Origin of the sequence: Flavobacterium psychrotrophum, assembly GCF_003403075.1 — a bacterium.
In the GTDB taxonomy this organism is placed as follows: Bacteria; Bacteroidota; Bacteroidia; order Flavobacteriales; family Flavobacteriaceae; genus Flavobacterium; species Flavobacterium psychrotrophum.
Genome location: NZ_CP031557.1, coordinates 3,237,284 through 3,259,632 on the forward strand (window position 1 = coordinate 3,237,284; position 22,349 = coordinate 3,259,632).

General features: G+C 42.0%; 21 protein-coding genes. 13 read left to right on the forward strand and 8 right to left on the reverse strand.

The features are described 5' to 3' along the window. Positions 1-1,074, reverse strand: coding sequence for an efflux RND transporter periplasmic adaptor subunit (locus DYH63_RS13925; RefSeq protein ID WP_116789377.1), 1,074 nt, complete (start codon positions 1,072-1,074; stop codon positions 1-3). 371 nt (positions 1,075-1,445) lie between these two features. On the opposite strand from DYH63_RS13925, the gene rpe reads away from it, so the two are divergent. The 3 genes from rpe to DYH63_RS13940 all read left to right on the forward strand — a co-directional run bounded on the left by rpe (position 1,446) and on the right by DYH63_RS13940 (position 5,049). Next, positions 1,446-2,108 (forward strand): ribulose-phosphate 3-epimerase, encoded by a 663-nt coding sequence (rpe, locus tag DYH63_RS13930; RefSeq protein WP_116789378.1) that lies wholly within the window; start codon positions 1,446-1,448, stop codon positions 2,106-2,108. Positions 2,109-2,241: 133 nt separating this feature from the next. After that, positions 2,242-4,488 (forward strand): TonB-dependent receptor, encoded by a 2,247-nt coding sequence (locus DYH63_RS13935; protein WP_116789379.1) that lies wholly within the window; start codon positions 2,242-2,244, stop codon positions 4,486-4,488. 144 nt (positions 4,489-4,632) lie between these two features. Next, positions 4,633-5,049, forward strand: a complete 417-nt coding sequence (locus DYH63_RS13940) for a hypothetical protein (RefSeq protein ID WP_116789380.1) — start codon at positions 4,633-4,635, stop codon at positions 5,047-5,049. Between the two features lie 154 nt (positions 5,050-5,203). Here DYH63_RS13940 and DYH63_RS13945 read toward each other — a convergent pair whose 3' ends face one another. Then, on the reverse strand, positions 5,204-6,019 hold the full coding sequence (locus tag DYH63_RS13945; protein ID WP_116789381.1) for a purine-nucleoside phosphorylase: 816 nt from the start codon (positions 6,017-6,019) through the stop codon (positions 5,204-5,206). Beyond that, a complete protein-coding gene (gene lpxK / locus DYH63_RS13950; RefSeq protein ID WP_116789382.1) occupies positions 5,991-7,016 on the reverse strand; it encodes a tetraacyldisaccharide 4'-kinase in 1,026 nt (341 codons plus the stop codon). The genes DYH63_RS13945 and lpxK overlap by 29 nt, the downstream gene beginning before the upstream one ends. Positions 7,017-7,154: 138 nt before the next feature. Here lpxK and DYH63_RS13955 point away from each other — a divergent pair, with 138 nt between their 5' ends. From DYH63_RS13955 to DYH63_RS13975, 5 genes are all read left to right on the forward strand, one after another. Continuing rightward, complete coding sequence (locus DYH63_RS13955) at positions 7,155-7,391, forward strand: hypothetical protein (RefSeq protein ID WP_116789383.1); 237 nt, start codon at positions 7,155-7,157, stop codon at positions 7,389-7,391. 239 nt (positions 7,392-7,630) lie between these two features. Next, entirely contained in the window at positions 7,631-8,149 is a 519-nt protein-coding gene (locus DYH63_RS13960; RefSeq protein ID WP_116789384.1) for a hypothetical protein, read from the forward strand. 81 nt (positions 8,150-8,230) lie between these two features. Continuing rightward, on the forward strand, positions 8,231-9,325 hold the full coding sequence (locus DYH63_RS13965) for a Nif3-like dinuclear metal center hexameric protein (RefSeq protein WP_116789385.1): 1,095 nt from the start codon (positions 8,231-8,233) through the stop codon (positions 9,323-9,325). A 114-nt stretch (positions 9,326-9,439) separates the two neighbouring features. After that, positions 9,440-10,219, forward strand: coding sequence for a zinc ribbon domain-containing protein (locus DYH63_RS13970; RefSeq protein WP_116789386.1), 780 nt, complete (start codon positions 9,440-9,442; stop codon positions 10,217-10,219). A gap of 45 nt (positions 10,220-10,264) precedes the next feature. Beyond that, positions 10,265-11,140, forward strand: a complete 876-nt coding sequence (locus DYH63_RS13975) for an alpha/beta fold hydrolase (protein ID WP_116789387.1) — start codon at positions 10,265-10,267, stop codon at positions 11,138-11,140. Positions 11,141-11,419: 279 nt separating this feature from the next. Here the strand turns inward: DYH63_RS13975 and DYH63_RS13980 are convergent, their stop codons facing one another. Then, on the reverse strand, positions 11,420-13,057 hold the full coding sequence (locus tag DYH63_RS13980; protein ID WP_116789388.1) for a S8 family peptidase: 1,638 nt from the start codon (positions 13,055-13,057) through the stop codon (positions 11,420-11,422). A gap of 98 nt (positions 13,058-13,155) precedes the next feature. Between DYH63_RS13980 and rluF the strand changes: the two genes are divergently transcribed. Then, the gene (gene rluF, locus DYH63_RS13985; protein ID WP_116789389.1) at positions 13,156-14,088 is read left to right on the forward strand and encodes a 23S rRNA pseudouridine(2604) synthase RluF; all 933 of its coding nucleotides are present in this window, start codon (positions 13,156-13,158) and stop codon (positions 14,086-14,088) included. Further along, positions 14,081-14,218 carry a hypothetical protein gene (locus tag DYH63_RS21335; RefSeq protein WP_162927033.1) on the forward strand — a complete coding sequence of 46 codons (138 nt, stop codon included), beginning with the start codon at positions 14,081-14,083 and terminating at the stop codon, positions 14,216-14,218. The genes rluF and DYH63_RS21335 overlap by 8 nt, the downstream gene beginning before the upstream one ends. Positions 14,219-14,322: 104 nt before the next feature. On the opposite strand, the gene DYH63_RS13990 is transcribed toward DYH63_RS21335, so the two are convergent. Continuing rightward, positions 14,323-15,054, reverse strand: coding sequence for a LytR/AlgR family response regulator transcription factor (locus DYH63_RS13990; protein ID WP_116789390.1), 732 nt, complete (start codon positions 15,052-15,054; stop codon positions 14,323-14,325). Beyond that, positions 15,051-16,133 carry a sensor histidine kinase gene (locus tag DYH63_RS13995; protein WP_240409002.1) on the reverse strand — a complete coding sequence of 361 codons (1,083 nt, stop codon included), beginning with the start codon at positions 16,131-16,133 and terminating at the stop codon, positions 15,051-15,053. The genes DYH63_RS13990 and DYH63_RS13995 overlap by 4 nt, the downstream gene beginning before the upstream one ends. 548 nt (positions 16,134-16,681) lie before the next feature. On the opposite strand from DYH63_RS13995, the gene DYH63_RS14000 reads away from it, so the two are divergent. The 3 genes from DYH63_RS14000 to DYH63_RS14010 all read left to right on the forward strand — a co-directional run bounded on the left by DYH63_RS14000 (position 16,682) and on the right by DYH63_RS14010 (position 19,359). Continuing rightward, positions 16,682-17,575, forward strand: coding sequence for a helix-turn-helix domain-containing protein (locus DYH63_RS14000; protein WP_205528253.1), 894 nt, complete (start codon positions 16,682-16,684; stop codon positions 17,573-17,575). An 84-nt stretch (positions 17,576-17,659) separates the two neighbouring features. After that, positions 17,660-18,499 carry an SDR family NAD(P)-dependent oxidoreductase gene (locus DYH63_RS14005; protein WP_116789392.1) on the forward strand — a complete coding sequence of 280 codons (840 nt, stop codon included), beginning with the start codon at positions 17,660-17,662 and terminating at the stop codon, positions 18,497-18,499. Between the two features lie 26 nt (positions 18,500-18,525). Next, positions 18,526-19,359 carry an SDR family NAD(P)-dependent oxidoreductase gene (locus DYH63_RS14010; protein WP_369692783.1) on the forward strand — a complete coding sequence of 278 codons (834 nt, stop codon included), beginning with the start codon at positions 18,526-18,528 and terminating at the stop codon, positions 19,357-19,359. A gap of 261 nt (positions 19,360-19,620) precedes the next feature. Here the strand turns inward: DYH63_RS14010 and DYH63_RS14015 are convergent, their stop codons facing one another. Then, positions 19,621-20,607 carry an SMP-30/gluconolactonase/LRE family protein gene (locus DYH63_RS14015; protein WP_116789394.1) on the reverse strand — a complete coding sequence of 329 codons (987 nt, stop codon included), beginning with the start codon at positions 20,605-20,607 and terminating at the stop codon, positions 19,621-19,623. Between the two features lie 265 nt (positions 20,608-20,872). After that, positions 20,873-22,093 (reverse strand): aspartyl protease family protein, encoded by a 1,221-nt coding sequence (locus DYH63_RS14020; protein ID WP_116789395.1) that lies wholly within the window; start codon positions 22,091-22,093, stop codon positions 20,873-20,875. Between the last annotated feature and the right edge of the window lie 256 nt (positions 22,094-22,349).

Sequence of the window (22,349 nt, forward strand, 5' to 3'; positions counted from 1 at the left end):
CTACTTGGTTTTAGGAGTTACTTTTACCTTAACAGGCGCATCTGCTTTAAGGGTAAGCACGCCTGTGGTAATTACGGTATCGCCGGGCTTCAGGCCTTCCAGCACCACAATATCGGCATCGGTACGGGTACCGGTGGTTACCATTACCTCAGCAGCCTTACCATTTTTAGATACATAAAGTTTTTTACCACCCTGCACCGGCACTATAGCTTCGGTAGGTACCATAAAGGCATTGGCAGTTTTATCAAGCGGCAAAATAACGTCGGCAAAAGTACCGGGAATTAAAGCGCCATCTGTATTATCGGCAAGTGCCCTGATGCGTAATGTGCGTGTAGACACCTCAACAGCAGGTTCCAGTGCATATACGGTTGCAGCATATTTTTTACCACTTCCGGGCACGCTGAAACTAACTTTAGTATTCAGCTTCATTTGCGAAGCATATTTTTCGGGAACGTTAAAGGTAATCTTTACCTTAACGCTGTTTACCAGGGTAGTAATAAGTGTTTGTGGGGTTACGTAGGTACCCGGAGATATATTACGTAAGCCTATGGTTCCGCTAAACGGCGCACGGATAGATGTTTTTGCTATTTGCGCGTTGATAAGCTGGGTTTGTGCCTGTGCAGTTTTAAAGTCGGCGCTGGCTATATCATACTCTTCCTGGCTAATGGCTTCTTTTTTCAGCAATAGTTTTGCCCTGCGTTCGTTTTCGGCGGCAAGGTTCTGTCGTGTCTGGTACTGGTTTGCCTGCGCGCGCAGTTCAATGTCGTTTATTTTTACCAATACCTGCCCCTGCGTAACTTTTGCACCTTCCTGAAATGATATCTTCTCTGCAATACCGGCAACCTCGGTTGTGATCTGCACCTGTTCATTAGCCTCTATAGAGCCGGAGAGCGCCAGGGTATTACTAAAATCTTCAGGGCTTACTACAATGCCATTTACAGCCATAGGCCCCTTTTTACCGCTGCCACCGCCAGAGTTTTCTGCTTTGGCTTTCTTGTTTTCGACTATCCTGTAGTACACAAGCGCACCTACCCCAAGTATCAGGATGGCATAAACTATATGCTTTATTTTCATTATATCGATTTAGGAAAAGTAATATTTAGCAAATCTAAAATAAACAGTGTTGCTAATTTACATTTTAGCATTTAAAAATGACGAATTTAATACATCATTAATATGGTAGACTGTAATTAGTGGTAAAGGTTTAATTGGCAAGGGTAAATTTTATGACTTTATCTTTGCTTGACTTTGTGACTACTTAGTGTGACTTTGTGAAATATTGCGCTAAGTTTCGCAAAGCATACACAAAGTCACACCAAGTTTTAGAGCTAACACCACTATTAACCAACACCATAAAAAATCACTTCATTTATAATGGACACCTAGAACTTGTACACGCCTTCTGAAATCTTATCTTTACATCAAAAAACAACAGCACACCACAAATGAAAAATACATTAATTGCACCATCGGTACTTTCGGCAGACTTTGCAAACCTGCAACGCGACGTAGAAATGATAAACAGCAGTGAGGCCGACTGGTTTCACGTAGACATTATGGATGGTGTTTTTGTACCAAATATTTCTTTTGGGATGCCGGTGTTGGAGGCCATAGCGCGCCATGCAAATAAAACCATCGATGTGCACCTGATGATTGTAAACCCAGACCCATACATAAAGACGTTTGCCCAGCTTGGCGCCAACAACCTTACCGTACATTTTGAAGCCTGCACTCACCTGCACCGCACACTACAAGCCATAAAAGCCGAAGGTATGAAAGCTGGTGTAGCACTAAACCCACATACAAATGTTAGCCTTCTTGAAGACATTATTAATGATATTGACCTGGTTTGCATTATGAGTGTAAACCCCGGTTTTGGCGGACAGAGTTTTATAGAGCGCACATATGATAAGATAAAGCAGCTTAAAGAGATCATTACCCGCAATGGCGCGTCTACCCTTATAGAAATAGACGGCGGCGTGAGCGACAAGAATGCCGTACAGCTTGTAGAAGCCGGTGCAGATGTTCTTGTAGCCGGTAATTATATTTTTAGGGCAGCAGATCCTGTTGCAACAGTTGCCGACCTTAAAAAACTTACAGCACTTTAGAATAGTCACTTTTCTAATACACAATCACAAAGCTTTCTGATTTCAGGAGGCTTTATTTTTTTATTAAAATTCATTAAATTAATTTTTAGTCTAAACTAAATTTATATTTTTGCAGTATAAATTTTAAGTTTAGATGAAACAATTATATTTTATACTCACAATTTTTGTTGCCTGCATATCATATGGGCAAAGCAATATTAAAGGCATAGTAACAGATGGCTATCAACCCGTCGCCGGAGCTACAGTTTCTCTTGAAATACCTAACTACATAACCGCAACCGATGGTGATGGTGCATATTTATTAGAAGATGTACCGGCAGGTAACCACACCCTGACCATAAGCTACATCGGTTTTAAAACGGTTACAAAGCAACTTAGCGTTACACCCGGCAAAGAGCTTACTGTTATTACAACATTAAAAGAAGACGATAAGGCATTAGAAGAAGTAGTAATTACAGGAACGATGAAAGAGGTAAGCCGATCCGACAGCCCCATTCCGGTAGAAATAATAACACCAAAACTTTTCAGGAAAAATCCTACCGCCAGCCTGTTTGAAGCCGTGGGGATGATTAATGGTGTAATGCCACAACTTAATTGTAACGTTTGTAATACCGGCGACATCCATATTAATGGTATGGAAGGCCCCTATACCATGATACTTATAGACGGCATGCCCATAGTAAGCGCCCTGAGTACGGTATACGGATTAAGCGGCATACCTAATAGTATTGTAGAGCGTATAGAGGTTGTTAAGGGCCCGGCATCATCACTATATGGTAGTGAGGCTATGGGTGGGCTAATTAATGTAATTACCAAATCGCCATCTAAAGCACCAACAGTAAGCGCCGATTACTTTTTTACGAGCTGGGGAGAACTTAGTGCCGATGCCGCAGTAAAGATTAACGCAGGCAAGGCCAGTTCGCTTTTAGGGATCAATTACTTTAACTATAACGTAAAGGCCGATAAAAACAACGACAACTTTACCGATGTTACCCAGCAAAACCGCATCTCAATATTCAACAAATGGAGTTTTGAACGGAAAGAAAACCGTCTGGCCAGCATTGCAGCCCGATACGTGTATGAAGACCGCTGGGGTGGCGAAATGCAATGGACAAAGCAGTTTCGTGGTAGCGACAGTATTTATGGCGAAAGCATTTACACAAAACGTGCTGAGCTTATTGGCCTTTACCAGCTGCCTTTTACCGAAAAGATATTTACACAATTTTCTTACAACTGGCACAACCAGAATTCCTGGTACGGCACCACACCTTATATGGCTACACAACAGGTAGGCTTTTTGCAAACCTACTGGGATAAGCAATTTGGCGAGAACCACACATTCCTGCTTGGTGCTGCACTGCGCTATACCCGTTATGATGACAACACGCCTGCAACGGCCAGTGCAGACGGTACTGAAAATCGCCCTCAGAACACCCCACTACCCGGCATTTTTGTACAGGATGAATGGACGCTAAACGATAAGCACAAACTACTGGGCGGCTACCGCTTTGATTATGATAGAAACCACGGTGGGGTGCATTCGCCACGGGTGGCTTATAAATTTTCGCCGGATGTGCAAAATACGTTCAGGGCAAGCTTCGGTACAGGATTCAGGGTCGTAAATTTATTTACCGAAGACCATGCCGCCCTTACCGGCGCGCGACAGGTGGTAATAACCGAAAGCCTGAAACCGGAACGCTCATATAACGGTAACCTTAACTATGTGTGGAAATTTCCGGCAAAGCCTTTTATCCTTAACCTGGACGTAACAGCTTTCTATTCATATTTTACCAATAAGATAGTGGGTGATTTTGACACCGACCCTACAAAAATTATTTATGCCAATCTTAACGGTCACGCCATATCTCAGGGCATTTCTGTAAATACTGACCTGCAGTTTAATTTTCCGCTAAAGCTTATGGCAGGTATATCATATATTGATGTGTTCAGGATAGAAAACACATTGGGCGAAAGCCAGCGCATACAGCAGCTGCATGCACCTAAATGGAGTGGTAATTTTATAGCTACCTATAGCCTGCCTAACAATTACAGTGTAGATGTTACCGGTAACTGGTATGGGCCCATGCGCCTGCCCATACAGCCTAATGATTACAGGCCTGAATATTCGCCCTGGTATTGTACCGCAAACATTCAGTTTACCAAGAAGATGGATTATGGACTGGAAATTTATTGCGGCTTTAAAAATATCTTTGACTTTGTACCACGTTATTCGCTAATGCGCCCGTTTGACCCGTTTAATAAAGATGCAGACAACCCTGTTAGCAACCCCAACGGTTATACGTTTGATACAGCTTATAATTATGCTTCGCTACAAGGCAGGAGAGTATTTTTAGGAATGCGGTATAATTTGGGTATATAAAAGCGGTAGAGGAGGAATTAATAAAGTTGGAGATTTTATCACAAGTCGACCCTGAAAGTCAATTATTTAACATTTATTTAAGACCAAAAGACGCATGAAAATATACTTTTGAGCACACGGTAAGTCTAAAATTTCATCAATATTATGAAAAAAATATTCGGATTTGTTTTAATATGTGTTATTGGATGCTCTACCAGTAAAAAAACACCGGAGCGTTTATCTCCTGAGAAGCAGCTTTTATATAATCAAAGAGAAGGGTTTGCACATTTTTTTAAAATACAGGTTTTTTGTGATGCTTTAGAAAAAAGCTATCAGGACAAAGAAATTTTTGAAAAGATTGGAAAAGAAGATTTATTAGGCGGATATGATGGGATTGCTCATTCATCAATTCAAGAAAAAATTGACAGTTTAGCCACAAAAGTGGCAAACTCAATAAAGCCTGAAGAATATCCCGATTTTGAAAATAAGAAGTTTATAATGAAAGCCTGCCTTGAATATTACAACAGCAAAGAACTAGATTCGATAGCCAGATTTATGGCAGAGAAATACAATAAAGACTGACAACTTTATAAGATTTTTTTACCACAAAGACCACAAAGCTTTTCACAAAGATCACAACGTAAACCACTTTCAGTGGAAGTTCACAAAGCTGTATGTTAGAACATAGTTTTATGACTACTGCGTAAATGCTCTGCTCCTTATGGCAAAATCAACTTTAATACTTTACTATAAGCTCTTTTATAAGTGTACGCACTTTTGGTTCAGCGGCTTTAGCGGCCTGTAGCACCTCGTCGTGGCTTACATTTCCTACGCCTTCCTGGGTATCTCCCATATCGGTAATTACAGATATGCCGAAACATTCTATGTTCATATGGCGTGCTACAATAACCTCCGGCACCGTGCTCATGCCCACACAATCGGCACCCAGTATCTTAACCATTCGGTATTCAGACAGAGTTTCAAACGTTGGCCCCTGTAAGCCCAGGTAAATACCATCTTTAACATCAATGCTAAGGCTAACGGCAATTTCTTTTGCTTTGCTTATCATATTACGGCTGTACGGCTCGCTCATATTTACAAAGCGTGGTCCAAAGCGTTCGTCGTTATGCCCGCGCAGCGGATGTTCCGGCATCATATTAATATGGTCGTATATAAGCACCACATCGCCCACTTTATAAAAAGGGTTTACCCCGCCCGATGCATTGCTTACAATAAGCTTTTCTACACCAAGGTATTTCATTACCCTTACCGGAAAGGTAACCTCCTGCATGGTGTAGCCTTCATAATAATGAAAACGCCCCTGCATGGCTACCACGTTGTTTTGCCCTATTTTACCAAATATCAGCCTGCCTTCATGCCCCTCTACGGTAGATGTAGGAAAGTTTGGCAAATCTGAATACGGTATAGAATGCAGTATCTCAATATCATCTGCAAAGCCCCCAAGGCCAGAGCCTAATATAACGCCGTAGCGTGGCGTAAACTTTGTAGTTTCCTGAATGTATTTAACGGTTTCCTGTACTTTGTTCCACATAATCTAAAATGGTTTTATTAAAATCGTCGCCATCGTTTATAAACCGGCTTTTAATAGGCAGGTAATAGAGCCTGTTTTGCGGCAGTCGCCCTTTAAGGCGTACATAATCTTTCTCGGTAGCAACAATATATTGGTTTTGGGATAATCTTTCTAACTCACTGATTTCACTATCGGTAAAATCATGGTGGTCAGGATATTCTTTAAGCACATCACCATCTGATCTTAAATAATCAAAAAACGGCTTTGGCTTTGCAATGCCTGCCACCAGCACTTTAGGCTGTGCGGCAAGTTCGGCTACACTAATCCGGGTGCTTTCATTATAAACCGCGGCATCATAAGCAATGCTCGTAAAATATACACATTGCGTTGCAGCAGGCTTCAGTTTAGCAATAATTTTTTGCTGTTCAGCAACAGATATATCAGGCGGGCATTTAGTAACTACAATCACACCGGCTCTTTTTGCACCGGCGCGGCCTTCCCGCAGGTTTCCGGCAGGGAGAATAAAATCGTCTGCATACAAATCGCCATAGGCCGTGAGCAGTATATAAAATCCAGCCTTTACACGGCGGTGTTGGTAGGCATCGTCTAATATAATAAGCTGCGGTTTTGGCGTAAGCGAGAGCAGGTTTGTAATACCATTTACACGGTTAGCATCTACCGCTACCCTGATATTTTTTAATTTTGAAAAAAACTGGTAAGGCTCGTCGCCAATGATTTGTGCAGTTGCGGCAGCATCGGCAAGAATATAGCCATGGGTTTTGCGTCCGTAGCCACGGCTTAGTACCGCAACATTATACTGTTGCGACAGCAGGCGTATAAGGTATTCGGTCTGTGGGGTTTTACCGGTACCACCCGTACTCAGGTTACCTACAGCTATTACAGGCACATTAAAAGTTACTGATTTAAACCCACCACTATTGTATAATAAATTACGAATACCGGTAACCAGGCCATACAGCAGCGAAAAAGGGAGTAATAACAGCCTGAGTGTTTTCATGTGGTTTTAAGGCAGCGTTCTCTGCTGCTACACAAAGATAAAGTTTTTAAACGTTGCCATGCCATCAAAAAAATTTGGTTTTATGGGTATTTTGCAATTGTTTTGTAACAATACAAACCAATTTAAAATTACACCAAAATGAAAAGACTTATCCTGTGCATTGCGATAATGGGCACCATTACCTTTGTAGCCTGCGAAAAAGACGATAGCAGCAACGAAAACTGTGTAACCTGCAGGTTTAACTCCGGAGGCATTACTGATAGCGAAGAAGTGTGTAATGTAGATGGCATGGCTTATGTAAATGGCACAAACTCTAATACAGCATACAGCGATTATATTGACCTGGCACAGGAAACAGGATATTCTTGCAGGTAATATTTTTATGAGCTTGTATAATTGCACTTAGCGGTTTTGGGATTTTACAAAAAAGTAACACTTTTTTTATAAAGCAATATTTTTTTAACCGCTGTGCAAACAGAATATACATTTCGGCACGATATTTATCAGGCACATATACTAAAACGATAAAAATAACAAAGTTTTAACGGAAAGATTTGGATATAAACCGCGTTTTTTCTTTTTTTGCTGTTCACAAAATTAACGTGCACTACAAAATGAAAAAGATATTATTTTCCCTGGCTATAGTAAGCCTTTTTACTCTGGCAGCATGTTCTGATGAAGAAAGCCTGCCAAAGATAGCTTACACAGGTTGTACAACCTGCGAAGTATCGGGCGTTGCTCCTGACTTTGTTCCTGAGGATTATGAGATATGTGTAGCACTGGAATCTGCCACGGTAGGTGACAGTACAGCACAACAGGAAGTAGTATATGTTAACGGAAGGTCTACAGGAATAGCGCCGGAGCGTTATTTTGAATTATTTTGCGACAATGCCTACGGCGAAGTTACTAACCCTGAACCAGGTGAAGGTGAAGGTGAAGGCGGTGGTGGTGGCACCGGAAACGAAAACTGTGTTACCTGCCTTGCATTTAATGATGTAACTACAGGCACACAATTTCCGGCACAAACAGTTTGCCAGGGTACAAATGGAAATGCTTTTGTAGATAATATAGACAAAGGGATGCCTTATGCAAACTACATTGCTGCGCTAAATGTTGTTACTACCTGCCAGTAAATAACTGATAAATAAAAAATACAGAACTGCCCTTATGGGCAGTTTTTTGTTTTTGTACCTTTGGGAAAGAAGAAACCATATATGAAAATAGCGGAGATTTTAGATATACTTGAGATAATGGCTCCACTGGGGTATGCCGAAGACTTTGATAACGTGGGCCTGCTTACCGGCAGCGCAGCTACAGATGCTACCGGTATACTGGTGTGCCATGATGCACTTGAGCAGGTTATAGACGAGGCCATAGCAGCAAGCTGCAACCTTGTTGTGTGCTTTCACCCGATATTGTTTAGCGGGTTAAAAAAGATAACCGGCAAAAACTATGTAGAGCGTGCCGTTATTAAAGCCATAAAAAACGACATTGCCATTTATGCCGTACATACCGCATTAGACAACCATAGCCAGGGTGTGAACAAAATATTTGCAGATGCACTTGGGCTTATCAATACTAAGATACTGGTACCTAAAGAAGGCTTTATTCGTAAGCTTGTAACGTATACCATTGCCGAAAATCACATACAATTGCGCAATGCCCTGTTTAACGCAGGGGCAGGCAGCATAGGCAATTATCAAAATTGTAGTTTTAACAGCACCGGGCTGGGCACTTACCAGGGTAATGAATTTAGCAACCCCGAAGTGGGCCAGCGTGGCGAATTTACTGAGGCCAATGAAATAAAAATTGAGGTTACTTTTGAAAAACACCTTGAAGCCAAAATACTGAAAGCACTTTTTGCAAACCATGTGTATGAGGAAGTTGCCTATGAAATTTACACCCTTCAAAACCGCCACCAGAATATAGGTCTTGGAATTATAGGCGAACTGGCAGAACCTCTTGATGAACATACATTTCTTGAATTTGCAAAGCAAAAGATAAAAGCTGGAGGCATACGCCACAGCGCTTTTACCGGAAAGCCGATTAAAAAAGTTGCCCTGCTGGGTGGCTCAGGCAGCTTTGCTATTAAAAATGCAATAGCAGCGGGAGCTGACGCCTACCTTACGGCCGACCTTAAATACCACCAGTTTTATGAAGCCGAGGGCAAGCTATTATTAGCAGACGTAGGCCACTATGAGAGTGAGCGTTATACTGCTGATTATATAGCAAAGTACTTGTCTGAAAATATAAAAGACATTGCAATCAGGGTTTCTGGCATCGACACTAATCCTGTAAAATATGTTTAGTTTTGGGCACGGGAGGATAAAATAAAAAAATCTTCTTTACAGTCCAAAAAAAATGCATAATTTTGCATTCATTTTATCAGGAGAATAACAAATCAAGTTTAAGTACTTATACATATGGCGAATATCAAGGAACTAAGTGTTGAAGAAAAGTTAAGGGCACTTTATGATTTACAGTTGATCGACTCACGCATTGACGAGATCACGAATGTAAGGGGCGAACTTCCACTGGAAGTAGAAGACCTGGAAGATGAAGTGGCAGGGCTAAGCACAAGGCTTGAAAAACTAAAAAATGACCTTGAAAGCATTGAGGAGCAGATCAAAGAAAAGAAAAATGCTATTGACGACCACAAGGTAGCCATAAAAAAATACACTGAGCAGCAAAAAAATGTGCGCAATAACCGTGAGTTCAACTCTCTTACTAAAGAAGTAGAATTTCAGGAGCTTGAAATACAGCTTGCAGAAAAGCACATTAAAGAAATGAAGGCTTCTATAGAGCACAAAAAGGAAACTTTAGGACAAAGCCAGGAAAAACTGGATGCTAAGTCTAACCACCTTGGGCACAAAAAATCAGAGCTTGACGCTATTATGGCTGAGACTGAAAAAGAAGAAAACTTCCTGAAAGAAAAGTCAGGCGAGTACCGTAGCCAGATCGAAGACAGGCTTCTTGCCGCTTATGACAGGATACGTAGCAGCGTGCGTAATGGCCTTGCAGTAGTATCTATAGAAAGAGGTGCTTCGGCAGGTTCATTCTTTACCATTCCGCCACAAACGCAAATGGAAATTGCAGCCCGCAAAAAAATACTTACTGACGAGCACAGTGGCCGTATACTTGTAGACAGCGCACTTGCTGATGAAGAGAGAGAGAAAATGGAGCAATTATTTGCTAAAATATAATTACAGTAAAGCCTCCGCCCGCGGAGGCTTTTTCTTTTACACGCCATGCCATATTTTTTAACAAACCTGGCCGCAAAGCTTATAGGCCTGTACATAAATATTCTTAGTTACCTGGCACCCACGGCTGCCAACAGAATTGCCTATATGTATTTTAGCAAGCCCCTGCGCGGACGGTTAAAAAAAGACAGGCTCCCTATTATACTCCGCGAGGCACAACAGGAAACCATAACCTACAACAATGCTGTATTTGAGGCCTATGTATGGCCGGGCAACGAAACAAAAGTTTTATTGGTACACGGTTGGGAAAGCAATGCCAGCCGCTGGAAACTGCTTATAAGCTACCTTAAAAAATCGGGCTGTACCATTATTGCGCTTGATGCTCCTGCGCACGGGCTCTCATCCGGAGATGAGTTTACAATTCCGCATTATGCCGAATTTGTAAATGTGCTGGTTAATAAATACCAGCCACAATACCTTATAGGGCATAGCCTGGGCGGCGCTACGGCACTTTACTTCCAGGCGCACTACCCTAACCCGTTTATTGAGAAAATGGTTGTACTGGGCGCTCCCAGCGAGTTTAACTCCATCCTGCAAAATTACCGCAAACTTTTAGGGCTAAGCAATCGCGTATTTAACAAGCTGAACGCCTTTTGTATAGAATGCTATGGTATGGACCTGAAGGATTTTTCGGGTGCGGCATTTGCCAAAAAAATTGACATTCCCGGATTACTGGTACACGACCGTGCCGATGAAACCGTAGCCTTTAAAGAAGGCAAGCGCATAGCAGATGCTTATCCTAACGCTACGTTTTTAATTACAAACGGCATGGGGCACCGCCTGCACGACGACGGGCTGTATAACCGCATTTACGATTATCTGTTTAATGAAAAACAGGTTGTTTCTAATGAAGAAATAGCATAGTAAGTAATAGGAATAAAAAAATGTCATATTTTGCATATTAGAGACTTTCCCTTCGTCGAAATGGAAAATCTTTGTGTTCCATTTCGACCGCAGCTTGCCTGCCGGCAGAGGCAGGCGCAGCGAAGTGGAGAAATCTCAGAGTTATTATGACAATAAATTATTCCCACTACTTACCTCTTCTTTAAAAGAAAAAAAAGGATTAAAAACCTAAGTTCTTAATCCTTTTATATTTAAGCACAACACTTTAAATAGTGATAGCCGTATTATGATTGAAAATTCTTAATTCTTTACAATTCTTCGGGTAGTAACTTTATCGCCATCGGTAACTTTCACGATATACACACCGGCAGCAAAAGCGCTAAAATCTATTTGAGACATTCCGTTTAAGGTACTGCTATATACTTTTTGCCCCATTGTGGTGTATACCTCAGCCGTAAGTTTAGCCGAAACTACTTCAGCGTTTAGCGTAAGCTTATCTTGTACCGGGTTAGGATATGCTGTAAACAAAGCCTTAGTATTGCCCGATACCCCAAGCAGGTTTTGTATGGCTACGATCGCAGCCTGCATATTTGGCAATGGCCCTATATGCCCTGTAGATGCAGATCCCTGCGCCTGGCCCGTACTAATAAGTAGGTCGCGCATTTCAGCAGGGCTAAAATAGGTGTCGGTAAGGCTGTGGTAGTACGATTGCAGCACTACAACACACGATGCCACGATAGGCGTAGCAGAACTTGTACCACTAAACATGGTATATTGCTGGTTAAAATCATTATCTATTGTAACATAATCGCCATAACCCGATGTAAGCACACCCTGACCCCAGCCCTGCACATCTACGCGCGCGCCATAAGTACTAAAGTTTAGCCTGCGACGGGTACCGGTACTATTTCCTGCACCTACCATAATGGCACCACTATTCCCCCTGTCCATATACTCAGCATAATCAGGGGCATCAAGGTTTTGCCCTCCGTTACCGGCAGCAGCTACAATAATAATACCTGTATCGGTAGCAGCGCGGGTAAGGTCCCACACTACATTATCATACTCTCCTGCCACATAATTATCAGGATATTCAGGATCGGTTTCAGTGCCCCCTACCTGTAGCTCAAATAAAATTACATCGCCGGGAGCCGATGCAGCTATACTTCTTGAGATAGCACGGGTTCGATTATAAGAGACCGTTGTCCATTCCGGGAACAACACTGCCTCATTAGCACCATATGCCATACCTGATATACCATAGTTCCCTTTATCTCCTACAAGCACACCCAGTACGGCTGTACCATGTTCTGTGTAATTTGTAGAAGCATCATTAGAAACGACCATACCCTGTGCAAATCCTACACTTACTTCGTTCAGGTCTTCATGGTTAGGATTAAATCCGTATTCTACATCCCTTATATTAATACCCTGCCCGTTAAGGCCAAGGTTCCAGGCATAGTCCATCTTAACTCCGGCAGTACCTATATAAGTTTGTTGGTTTTCATACAGCGGCGTTACCGGCTCTATGTCTAAAGGTGGCTTTACAGGAGTTAACGACGCAAGAGAGCAGTAAGCTACTCCGTCCAGTTTTTCCAGCTCACGCCCCAGGCTAAGCAGCCTTTCATTAGTTGGATCAGTAATCGATAATTTGTAAATATTACGCAGCCTGTTGACCGATGCGCCATTACCCGTATTTTTAAGCGCAAGGGCTTCCATAGCATCCAGCTTTTCAGCACTGATGTCTATGCCGGGCTCGGCAGCTATGCCATACGTTTTAACAAGGCCATCATAACCCTTAGGCATATCACTGCTATTAAAGGCAACATATAACTCATGTTGGCTATTGGGTTGTAGGTGCAGGTTTCCTTTTCGGTTTTGTGCAAAAAATGTAAGCGGCGCAAAAAGCAGCACAGCCAGAAGGGTAGTTTTCTTCATGTGGTAAAGCAAAAAATAGTTAATGGCGTTAACGCGGTAAATATAATAAGATTAAGCAACTGCTACCTGCTCTCAATAAAATATTTTACTTTTGCAGTATGGAAACGGAACTTAAACGCCTCAATAAATTTATATCAGAAACCGGGTATTGCTCACGCCGCGAGGCAGACAAGCTTATAGAAGAAGGTCGTGTAACACTAAACGGCGCAGTGCCGGAAATGGGCACTAAGGTAAGCCCTGCTGACGAAATACGCATTGATGGCAAACTGATTACCGAAAAGCGCGGTACTAATGTATACCTGGCCTTTCATAAACCGGTAGGCATTGAGTGCACAACCAATCCTGACGTGCGGGACAATATTGTAGAATACATTAACTACCCTAAACGCATATTCCCGATAGGCAGGCTGGATAAAGCCAGTGAGGGATTAATTTTTATGACCGACGATGGCGATATTGTAAACAAGATACTCCGCGCACGCAACAACCACGAAAAAGAATATATTGTTACCGTAAGCAAACCCATTACCGATCGTTTTATACAGCGTATGGGCAATGGTGTACCAATACTGGATACCATAACCCGTAAATGCAAGGTAGAGCAGGTAAGCAAATACGTATTTAGGATTGTGCTTACCCAGGGGCTAAACCGCCAGATACGCCGCATGTGCGAGTACCTGGACTATGAGGTAACAGCCCTTAAACGCATCCGCATTATCAACATATCGCTTGATGTACCTGTGGGACGTTACCGCGACCTAACCCCGGCAGAGATTACAGAACTGAATACCCTTATAGAGCCAAGCAGCAAGACTGAAGAAGCCAGTTTGCCTAAACCTGCACAACAAAGGGATACTACCCAAAAGCCTGCTTACAAGCCACGCGAAAATAAGCCGCTTAGCAATGGCAATAAACAAAACCGTACAAGTAGTAATGGCAGCAAAAGACCATTTAACCGTGATAACAAAGGCAATGGCGGGCAGTCAGGAGAAGGTAATAAAGGGAATTTCAGGAAGAAGAACAATGAGTGATATAACCCATAATCCGTATACCGAAAAACTTGTAGAAAAGATTAAAGAAGGTATTGCACAAAGTGATGCACAGAATATTTTTTCAAGCGACAAGGCAAAAGAAAGACTACAAAAATGGTTCAAAGACTAAATCAAGATTCTTCGAATCCGCTGCGCTCAGGATAATATATCTCATTTACAGACACTGAATACCAGGCTTTACAAAATCTTGCCTTAAGAAGCTTTCGACTAAATTTAAAGACTCAGCATATCCTTAAACAATGCTGATTGCCTGCGCGATATTTCTACCTCAGCACCCGTAGTTAACGTAGCGATAAGCTTACCGCTAAAGCCATTATCTACCGTTTTTATGTATTGCAGGTTGATTATTTGCTGGCGGTTTGCCCTGAAAAACAGCTGCTGTGGCAGGCGCTCCTCTACCTGGTTCAGCGATTTATATATTAACGGCCTGTTACCGTTAAAGTACACACGGGTATAGTTACCCACAATTTCACACAGCTGAATTTCGCCTACTTTTACAAGCCAGCACTTTTCTCCCTCCTTTATAAAAATCTGGCCGTTTTCATTTAACAGCCCGTTATTCGCATTTGCTTTAGCAACAGTAGCCTCAAGCTTTTGCTTTACTTTATCTACCGCATCGGCAAAGCGCTTTTCGTTAATGGGTTTCAGCAGGTAATCAAGGGCATTGTATTCAAAAGATTTTATGGCATACTCATCAAAAGCCGTAGTAAACACGACTAAAGGCACATCATCAAGCATTTCTAAAAGTTCAAAACCATCCTTGCCCGGCATATTAATATCCAGGAAAATAAGCTGTGGCTGCAATTCGTTTATCTTGCGGTACGCTTCATCAACGTTTTCAGCTTCGGCTATTACCTCAATATCCTGGTGCTGCTTAATAAGCTCCTTAAGTTCGTTGCGCGCCAGCCGCGAATCTTCTACTATTATGGTTTTTATACTGCTCATGCCATTGGTATTGTAATGCAGGCTTCTACAAAATTATCTTTTTCACGTAGCGTAAAGGTAGCCTTGTCTCCAAAGATAATGAAAAGCCGCTTTTTGATATTTTCAAGACCCAGACGGGTAGAACCTTCTTCCATCGAAAGCGTTCCTGAATTTCGCACTTCTATATAAAGCTTATCTTCTTTAACATCTACAACAAGTAGAATTTCTCCACCGTGCGTAAGCTTCCCTATCCCGTGCTTTACCGCATTCTCCACCAGCATCTGAATAATCATGGGTGGTATGGCGATGCTTAGAGCTTCAGGATTTACCTGAGGAGAAAACTGCAGGCGTTCTTCAAATTGTATTTTGCTTATTTCGATGTAATTATCTACTGTTTGTAATTCTTCTTTAAGAGATATGGTGGTAACGCCGTTTTTAGTAAGGCTGTAGCGCAGCATTTCGCTAAGGCGGGTTATCATATCGCGGGCACGGGTGGTATCTTCCAGTATCAGACCGCGTATGTTATTAAGGCTGTTAAACATAAAGTGCGGGTTTATCTGCCCTTTAAGTGTATTGAGCTGCGACTCCTTAAGGCTGCTCTCCAGTTGCAGGCGGCTAATTTTTACCTCGTTTAGATAAGCCACCAGCTTTATGGTAATAATTACAAAGATCCATATAAGGTACATTGCGGCAAAATAAGGCATGTTGGTAACCTTCATTACCGCAGTAACGTGTATCGGTTTACCCCTCATGCTCATATACACCCAGCTGAGTATGGGCCATAATGCCAGTGTATAAGCCACCTGTACACCTACAAATGCAAACAGCACACGCCAACCCATAGTTTTACGGAAATGACTAAAATCAGAATTATGTTCTATGGCCCACATAAGCGGTATAGAAAGCAGGTAGGCAAGCGTACCGCAAATAAGCCCTTCTAAAAGGTAGTATTTTATGGCAAGGTCTATTTTATCTGCATCATGTATCATCGATACATTATAGTATATCTTATCTATAGTAAGGGTACATACCACATATAGTATAAACCCTACTAAACTGTAGATATGGTATTTTGGCTTATGTAAAAAAGTTTTTTGCATCTATATAAAAAAAGGCAGCGATGTACACTGCCCGTTTCGTTTAACTAACACGAAATTAATGGTTGCAATAGCGCACACGGATTGATTAGGCCCGCACTACTGCCTGTTCTTTGATTGATGATTTAAAAGATATTTTTTAGAATAAAGACACCACAAAATGTATGGCTACTTTAATAACGTGTACTACAACTGTAATCATAATTGTTCTGTTTTAGTTTGGTATTTGGTTTTTGTTATTTCAAAAGTAGTATATATTCTTAACATACAATTATAATTATGACGAACGGTTCTTTTTAAATGCCGAACGGTAAAACCTGCAAAACAAGGACAAGCCATCACTTTATTTGCTTAATTTTTTTGCCACGAATTCCTCGAATTTTCACAAATTTTCATTCCACTTTAAATATAACGAATTTAATGGTTCTTAAAATTTGTGAAAATTCGTGGCTTTTTTTTATGGTGCGTTTACCCTACCTATAAAAAAAGGGCAAATGAACATATAAAACAAAATATGTATATTTGTTTGAATTTTGTAATGATGTATAATTATGGAAACAGAAAGCCTTCAGGAATTTTATGAGCACAAGCGCCAGCAAATACCGGCTAACTTTAATAAGGGCGCGGGCCACTTTAATGTTTTCCGGCTGGAAGACTGCCACCACGGCAGCCCCATAAACTATGCCCGCCGGGATTATTACAAGATTACACTTATACGTGGCAACAACCGCTACCATTATGCAGATAAGAGCATAGAGGTAAATGGCGTATCGCTCATATTCTTTAACCCGCAGGTACCGTACACATGGGAGTCGCTGGATGGTAACATGACCGGTTTTTTCTGCATTTTTACACCTGATTTTTTCACCGAAAAATCGCGTACTGCATTGGCAGACCTGCCCATGTTTGCTATTGGTGGTAAGCCATCTTACGTGCTGAACGAACCGCAGGATGATGCTATGTCGGAAATTTTTGAAAAAATGCTTACAGAGATAAACTCTGACTACACCTTTAAGTACGACCTACTGCACAGCTATTTACTGGAACTTATACACCTGGCATTAAAAAATGAAGCATCGGTAAGCCTGTACGACCACCCCAACGCCAGCACCCGCATTACTGCTGTATTTAACGAGTTGCTCGAAAGGCAGTTTCCTATAGAAACGCCGGCACAACGCTTTACCATGCGCTCTGCTGCCGATTTTGCCGAATCGCTATCTGTACACGTTAACCACCTTAACCGCGCCATTAAAACCACAACCGGAAAAACCACCACTACCCTTATAGGAGAACGCCTGGTGGCTGAAGCCAAAGCGCTGCTTAAGCATACTGACTGGAACATTGCCGAGATAAGCAACAGCCTTGGCTTTGAGGAAGCCAGCCATTTTAACAACTTTTTCAAGAAGCAAACCTCCCAAACCCCTACTAATTTCAGGATTGTTTGAATTTTGCAATCATTGGTTTGATTAGCGTAAACACCTGCCTGCATGGCTGCCTTAACTTTGTCCTATCAAAATTAAGTACACATCATGCAAAATCAGACTGTAAAAACCTGGTTAGTAACCGGGGCTTCTAAAGGGCTTGGGCTCGCCCTTGTAAACCAACTGCTGGCTGCCGGGCAAAACGTAGCGGCAACATCAAGAAACCTGCAACAGCTTAAAGATGCTGTGGGCAGCAACAGCAACAACTTTCTTGCACTGGAAGTAAACCTGGCCGACGACACTTCTGTAAAAAACGCAATACAACAGGCGCATACCCACTTTGGCAGCCTTGATGTATTGATAAACAATGCAGGCTACGGCATTGGCGGCAGCCTTGAAGAACTTACCGATACCGAAATTCGCGCCGCTTTTGATGTCAATGTTTTTGGCACCATCAATACCATTCGCCATACGTTACCTTATATGAGGCAGCAACGCAGCGGGCACATCATCAACATTTCATCTATTGCAGGTTATGCTGCCGCTACGGGCTGGTCAGCTTACGCAGGTACTAAATTCGCCATCTTTGGCCTTACCGAAGTGCTGGCAGAAGATGTAAAAGCGTTTGGCATTAAGGCAACTGTAGTAGCACCCGGAGGATTTCGCACGCAATTTTTAACCGATGATTCTATTGCACTGCCAAAAACCCCGATAGCAGAATATGAAGATGTAAGGGCTGCGCATACAAAACTATTGAGCTATAACGGCCAGCAGGCAGGCGACCCCGAAAAAGCCGCTGCCGCCATGATAGCCCTGGGTTTTGATGCTAACCCACCACAACGCCTGTTTTTAGGCAGCGATGCCTACAACAGGGCAACCGCCAAGATCGAAACCGTGGCCGGAGAGATCGAAACATTTAAAAACACCAGCTTTTCTACCGATTTTTAATTTCTAAACACTTTACATAAAACATTATGGCAACTAAAACATGGTTTATTACCGGAGCCAGCCAGGGCTTTGGGTTGATTTTTATTGAACAATTATTACAAAAAGGTGATAACGTAGCCGCTACATCGCGCAGCCTTGCATCGCTTGAAAAAGCAGCAGGCACACACCCTAACCTGCTTGGGCTGGAGGTTAACCTTACAGATGAGCAGAGTGTAAAAACAGCCGTTGATGCTACTATTGCCAAATTTGGCCGTATAGACGTAGTAGTAAACAACGCCGGTTATGGCCTGCTTGGCGCTGTTGAAGAACTTAGCGATGCAGAAACCCGCCAGAACTTTGAGGTAAACGTATACGGATCGCTTAACGTTATCCGCCAGGCACTACCTTACCTTAGGGAACAGGGCAGCGGGCACATTTTTAACATATCATCTATAGGAGGCTTTTTTGGCGGATTCCCCGGGTTTGGTATTTACTGTGCAACTAAATTTGCGATGGCAGGCTTTACCGAAGCCCTTGCCGAAGAAGCTAAGCCATTTGGCATAAAAACCACGCTGGTACTGCCGGGCTACTTCAGGACAAACTTTTTAGAGTCGTCATCACTGGCTACACCTAAAAATGCACTGGATGCTTATTCAAGTGTAAGGGAATCTCAAAGAATGCACGAGATTGAAATAAACGGCAATCAGCCCGGCGACCCTGCAAAAGGCGTAGCTGAAATGATAAAAATTGCCGAAGGCGATGCTGCACCTTTATACCTCTTTTTAGGTACTGACGCTGTAGACATGGCCGAAAAGAAACTGGAACTGATTAAAAATGAAATTGAAACATGGAGAAGCGTAAGTTCTGCTACTAATTTCTAATTCCTTTTTTCAATCAAAATTTGTTAACAGAACCTTAAAAAATACCTACTTATAGGTATTTTTTTTTTGAACCTAACCTCCTATTTTTGGTTCAGGAGATAATATTTAGCAAATAGTATTAATTTAACAACAGCATTTTGTTGTGCAAAAGCTTTTAGCCGTATTGCAAACCAACCTCATTTCAAGACGGTGGCAACCAATTTTCCACAAAGATTTTTTTTGAGCAAGGCTTCCCCCGGGGTTTGGGAAGCCTTATTTTTTTTAGTACCAGGCCAGTTTAATACGGCACAGGTAATGGTGTGCGGTAATGTAAAGGTAATCTCCACCAAAGGCACAGTTACTTGTGGGCACTCCTGTAAATATCCTGCCTATTAACTTACCCTTAGGCGATATCACCACAACGCCATTTGCTGCACCAGCAAACATATAGCCACCGGCATCTATTTTTATACCATCTGCTGCGGCACGGCTTATGTCGCTGCGCTGTTTACTAAAATCGAAAAATACTTTTCCCTCGCCTAGCTGGCCATCTTTCTTAACCGGATACGCCATGATGTATGGTGTTTGCCCATTACTCTGGCTAACATATAACGTCTTTTCATCCGGCGAAAGCGCCACACCATTTGGCCTGGCAAGGTTAGACACTACCTGACGCACCGTGCTATCAGGTGTAATACTGTAAACCCCTTCTGCTTTTTGCTCACGGTTTGCGGTATCTCCTTCCCTGCCCGGCAATCCATACGGCGGATCGGTAAAATAATAGGTACCGTTACTGTGCTGGCAAATATCATTAGGGCTACTAAAGCGCTTACCCTCCCATTTATCGGCCAAGGTAACCTTGCCACCCAGTGTAAGGTTCATTTTACTTATGCGGCGGTCGCCATGCTCGCAGGCTACGAGTTCGCCGTTGGTATTAATTAGCAGGCCGTTACTGCCGGGTTCATCGCTGTATTTCCCTAAGCCCGTATAGCCGGACGGCTTAAGGAATGTCTTTAGCCCATCCTTTTCGTCCCAGCGAAAAATGGTATTTTGCGGTGCATCGCTAAACAGCAGGTAACCGCCGTCTTTAACCCAAACAGGGCCTTCGCTCCATACAAAACCGGTAGCAAGTACTTCTATCTTAGCATCGGGCAACAGGAGTTTTGTAAATTCAGGGTCGTAGGTTTCAATACTGCCTATAGTGGGCAATGGCTGTTGCGCATAGGCTACAAACCCTACCAGGAGGGCGGTAAAAAGTAATTTCTTCATGTGATGTGTTTTGGAAACGGAAAGGTAGGTAAAAACGGGCATTTGAGGATTTGGAATCAGAAGCCTGTTTTAAATCTGCTCCATCTAATACTAAAAGTAAACATAATATAGTTCAAATATTTTTTCTCGCAAAGGCGCAGAGGCGCAAAGATGTATCCTTACTTAAGTTAACACACAATCGACTTATAAGTCGCAAAGCTTTGCGACACGACATCTCTGTGTGACATTTAAAACTTTGGACTAAATATATAAAAAAAGGTATAATTTATTGCAGGATATTAGTACGCTTAAGTGTACACATTATAGTACTTCCATCCTTTTTTAGTAGCGACACACTAACCTCAGAAGCCATTTTTCCCCGTATCTGTTCTAAGATTCCGCACCATATCCCGGAATCAATATCTACCGTATTTTGGCCATTTATAGCGGTCACAGCATCGCCTGATTCTATGCCGTGTTTAAACGCATTGCTACCCTCCCAGACTATAGAAACGGTTACATTACCATCTTTATAAACAGGAGCAAAACCAAAGGTATTGTACTCTCCATTTACATCTACAACTTTTTCAGGAAGGTAAATGCGGCGTTTTTTCCAGTCGAGTATCACTTCGCCAAATCCTTTAAAAATATCATTCCCCATCAGAAAGGTATCAGCATGATCTATATCTGCAACACCGTTTAAAACCAAATGCCTTTTGTTCGCTATATAAACACTATCTACAATGCCCATATATCTTTCTTTATAATCATTTTCAAAGAGCGTGATCGTGGTAGTGCCATAACCTTTTTTAAAGGGCTTTTCATGATTTTTACGGCTTTTAAAATAAAGGCTGTCGGGTATCGAATAGCCTCCGTTAAAACCAGTATCCATCAGCATATTTACGCTATAATCTCCCATAAAAAGCTCAAGCATGGGCGAACCCGAAAAACCCTCATTAAAATCAACGGCATAAAAATTATCTCCGGGCTTAATGGCTTTGTCAGACATGGTAATAACCTCGTTTTTATAATCGATTTTCCAGTGGCAGGTACGCATTAAATTAGTACCCAGTAAACCATCGATCTTAACGCAATATAGTGTTTCAAACTTCTTCATATCAGATACAATAGCCACCATATTCTTAAATTCTACACCACCAAATTGTACGTTTGGCATACTGTAAAATGGTTCTTCCTGTACTGTTCCTGAACCATCAACTATATTATTTTTAAACAATGGCTTTAGGGCAAGCCTGGCTGCAATTTCTTCAGATATAACAGTAGCTGCCCCGGTATCAAATAAAAAGTGGTAGGTTTCTCCGGCAATGATAACCGGCACGACAATTTGGTCGTCTTTACCATCAAACGGAATTGTGCTAAGAAATTTCTTCTGTACCGGGCGGGCTGCAAAAAGATATTTATCGCGGTTTTTAAAAGATTGTTTTTCGGCCGGTGTCTGGGCAATTGCAAATAGAGGAAACAGGAGCAGGAGTAAAATGTATTTCATAAAGATTGGTTTGCTTAAATATAGCAAAATCTGTGCTATACTGTTTTAGGGAATTAAAATATTCAGCTATGATGGTGTATTATATCATTCTGAGCATATAAATTAGTCTAACAATTTTAAAAATTTCTCGCAAAGCCGCGAAGTCGCAAAGCGGTACAACTGATTTAATTAACATGCTACTAATGAATCGCAAAGCTTCGCGGCTTTGCGAGAAAAATATTCAAGCTAACACATATTTTCACTTAGTACTACTTAT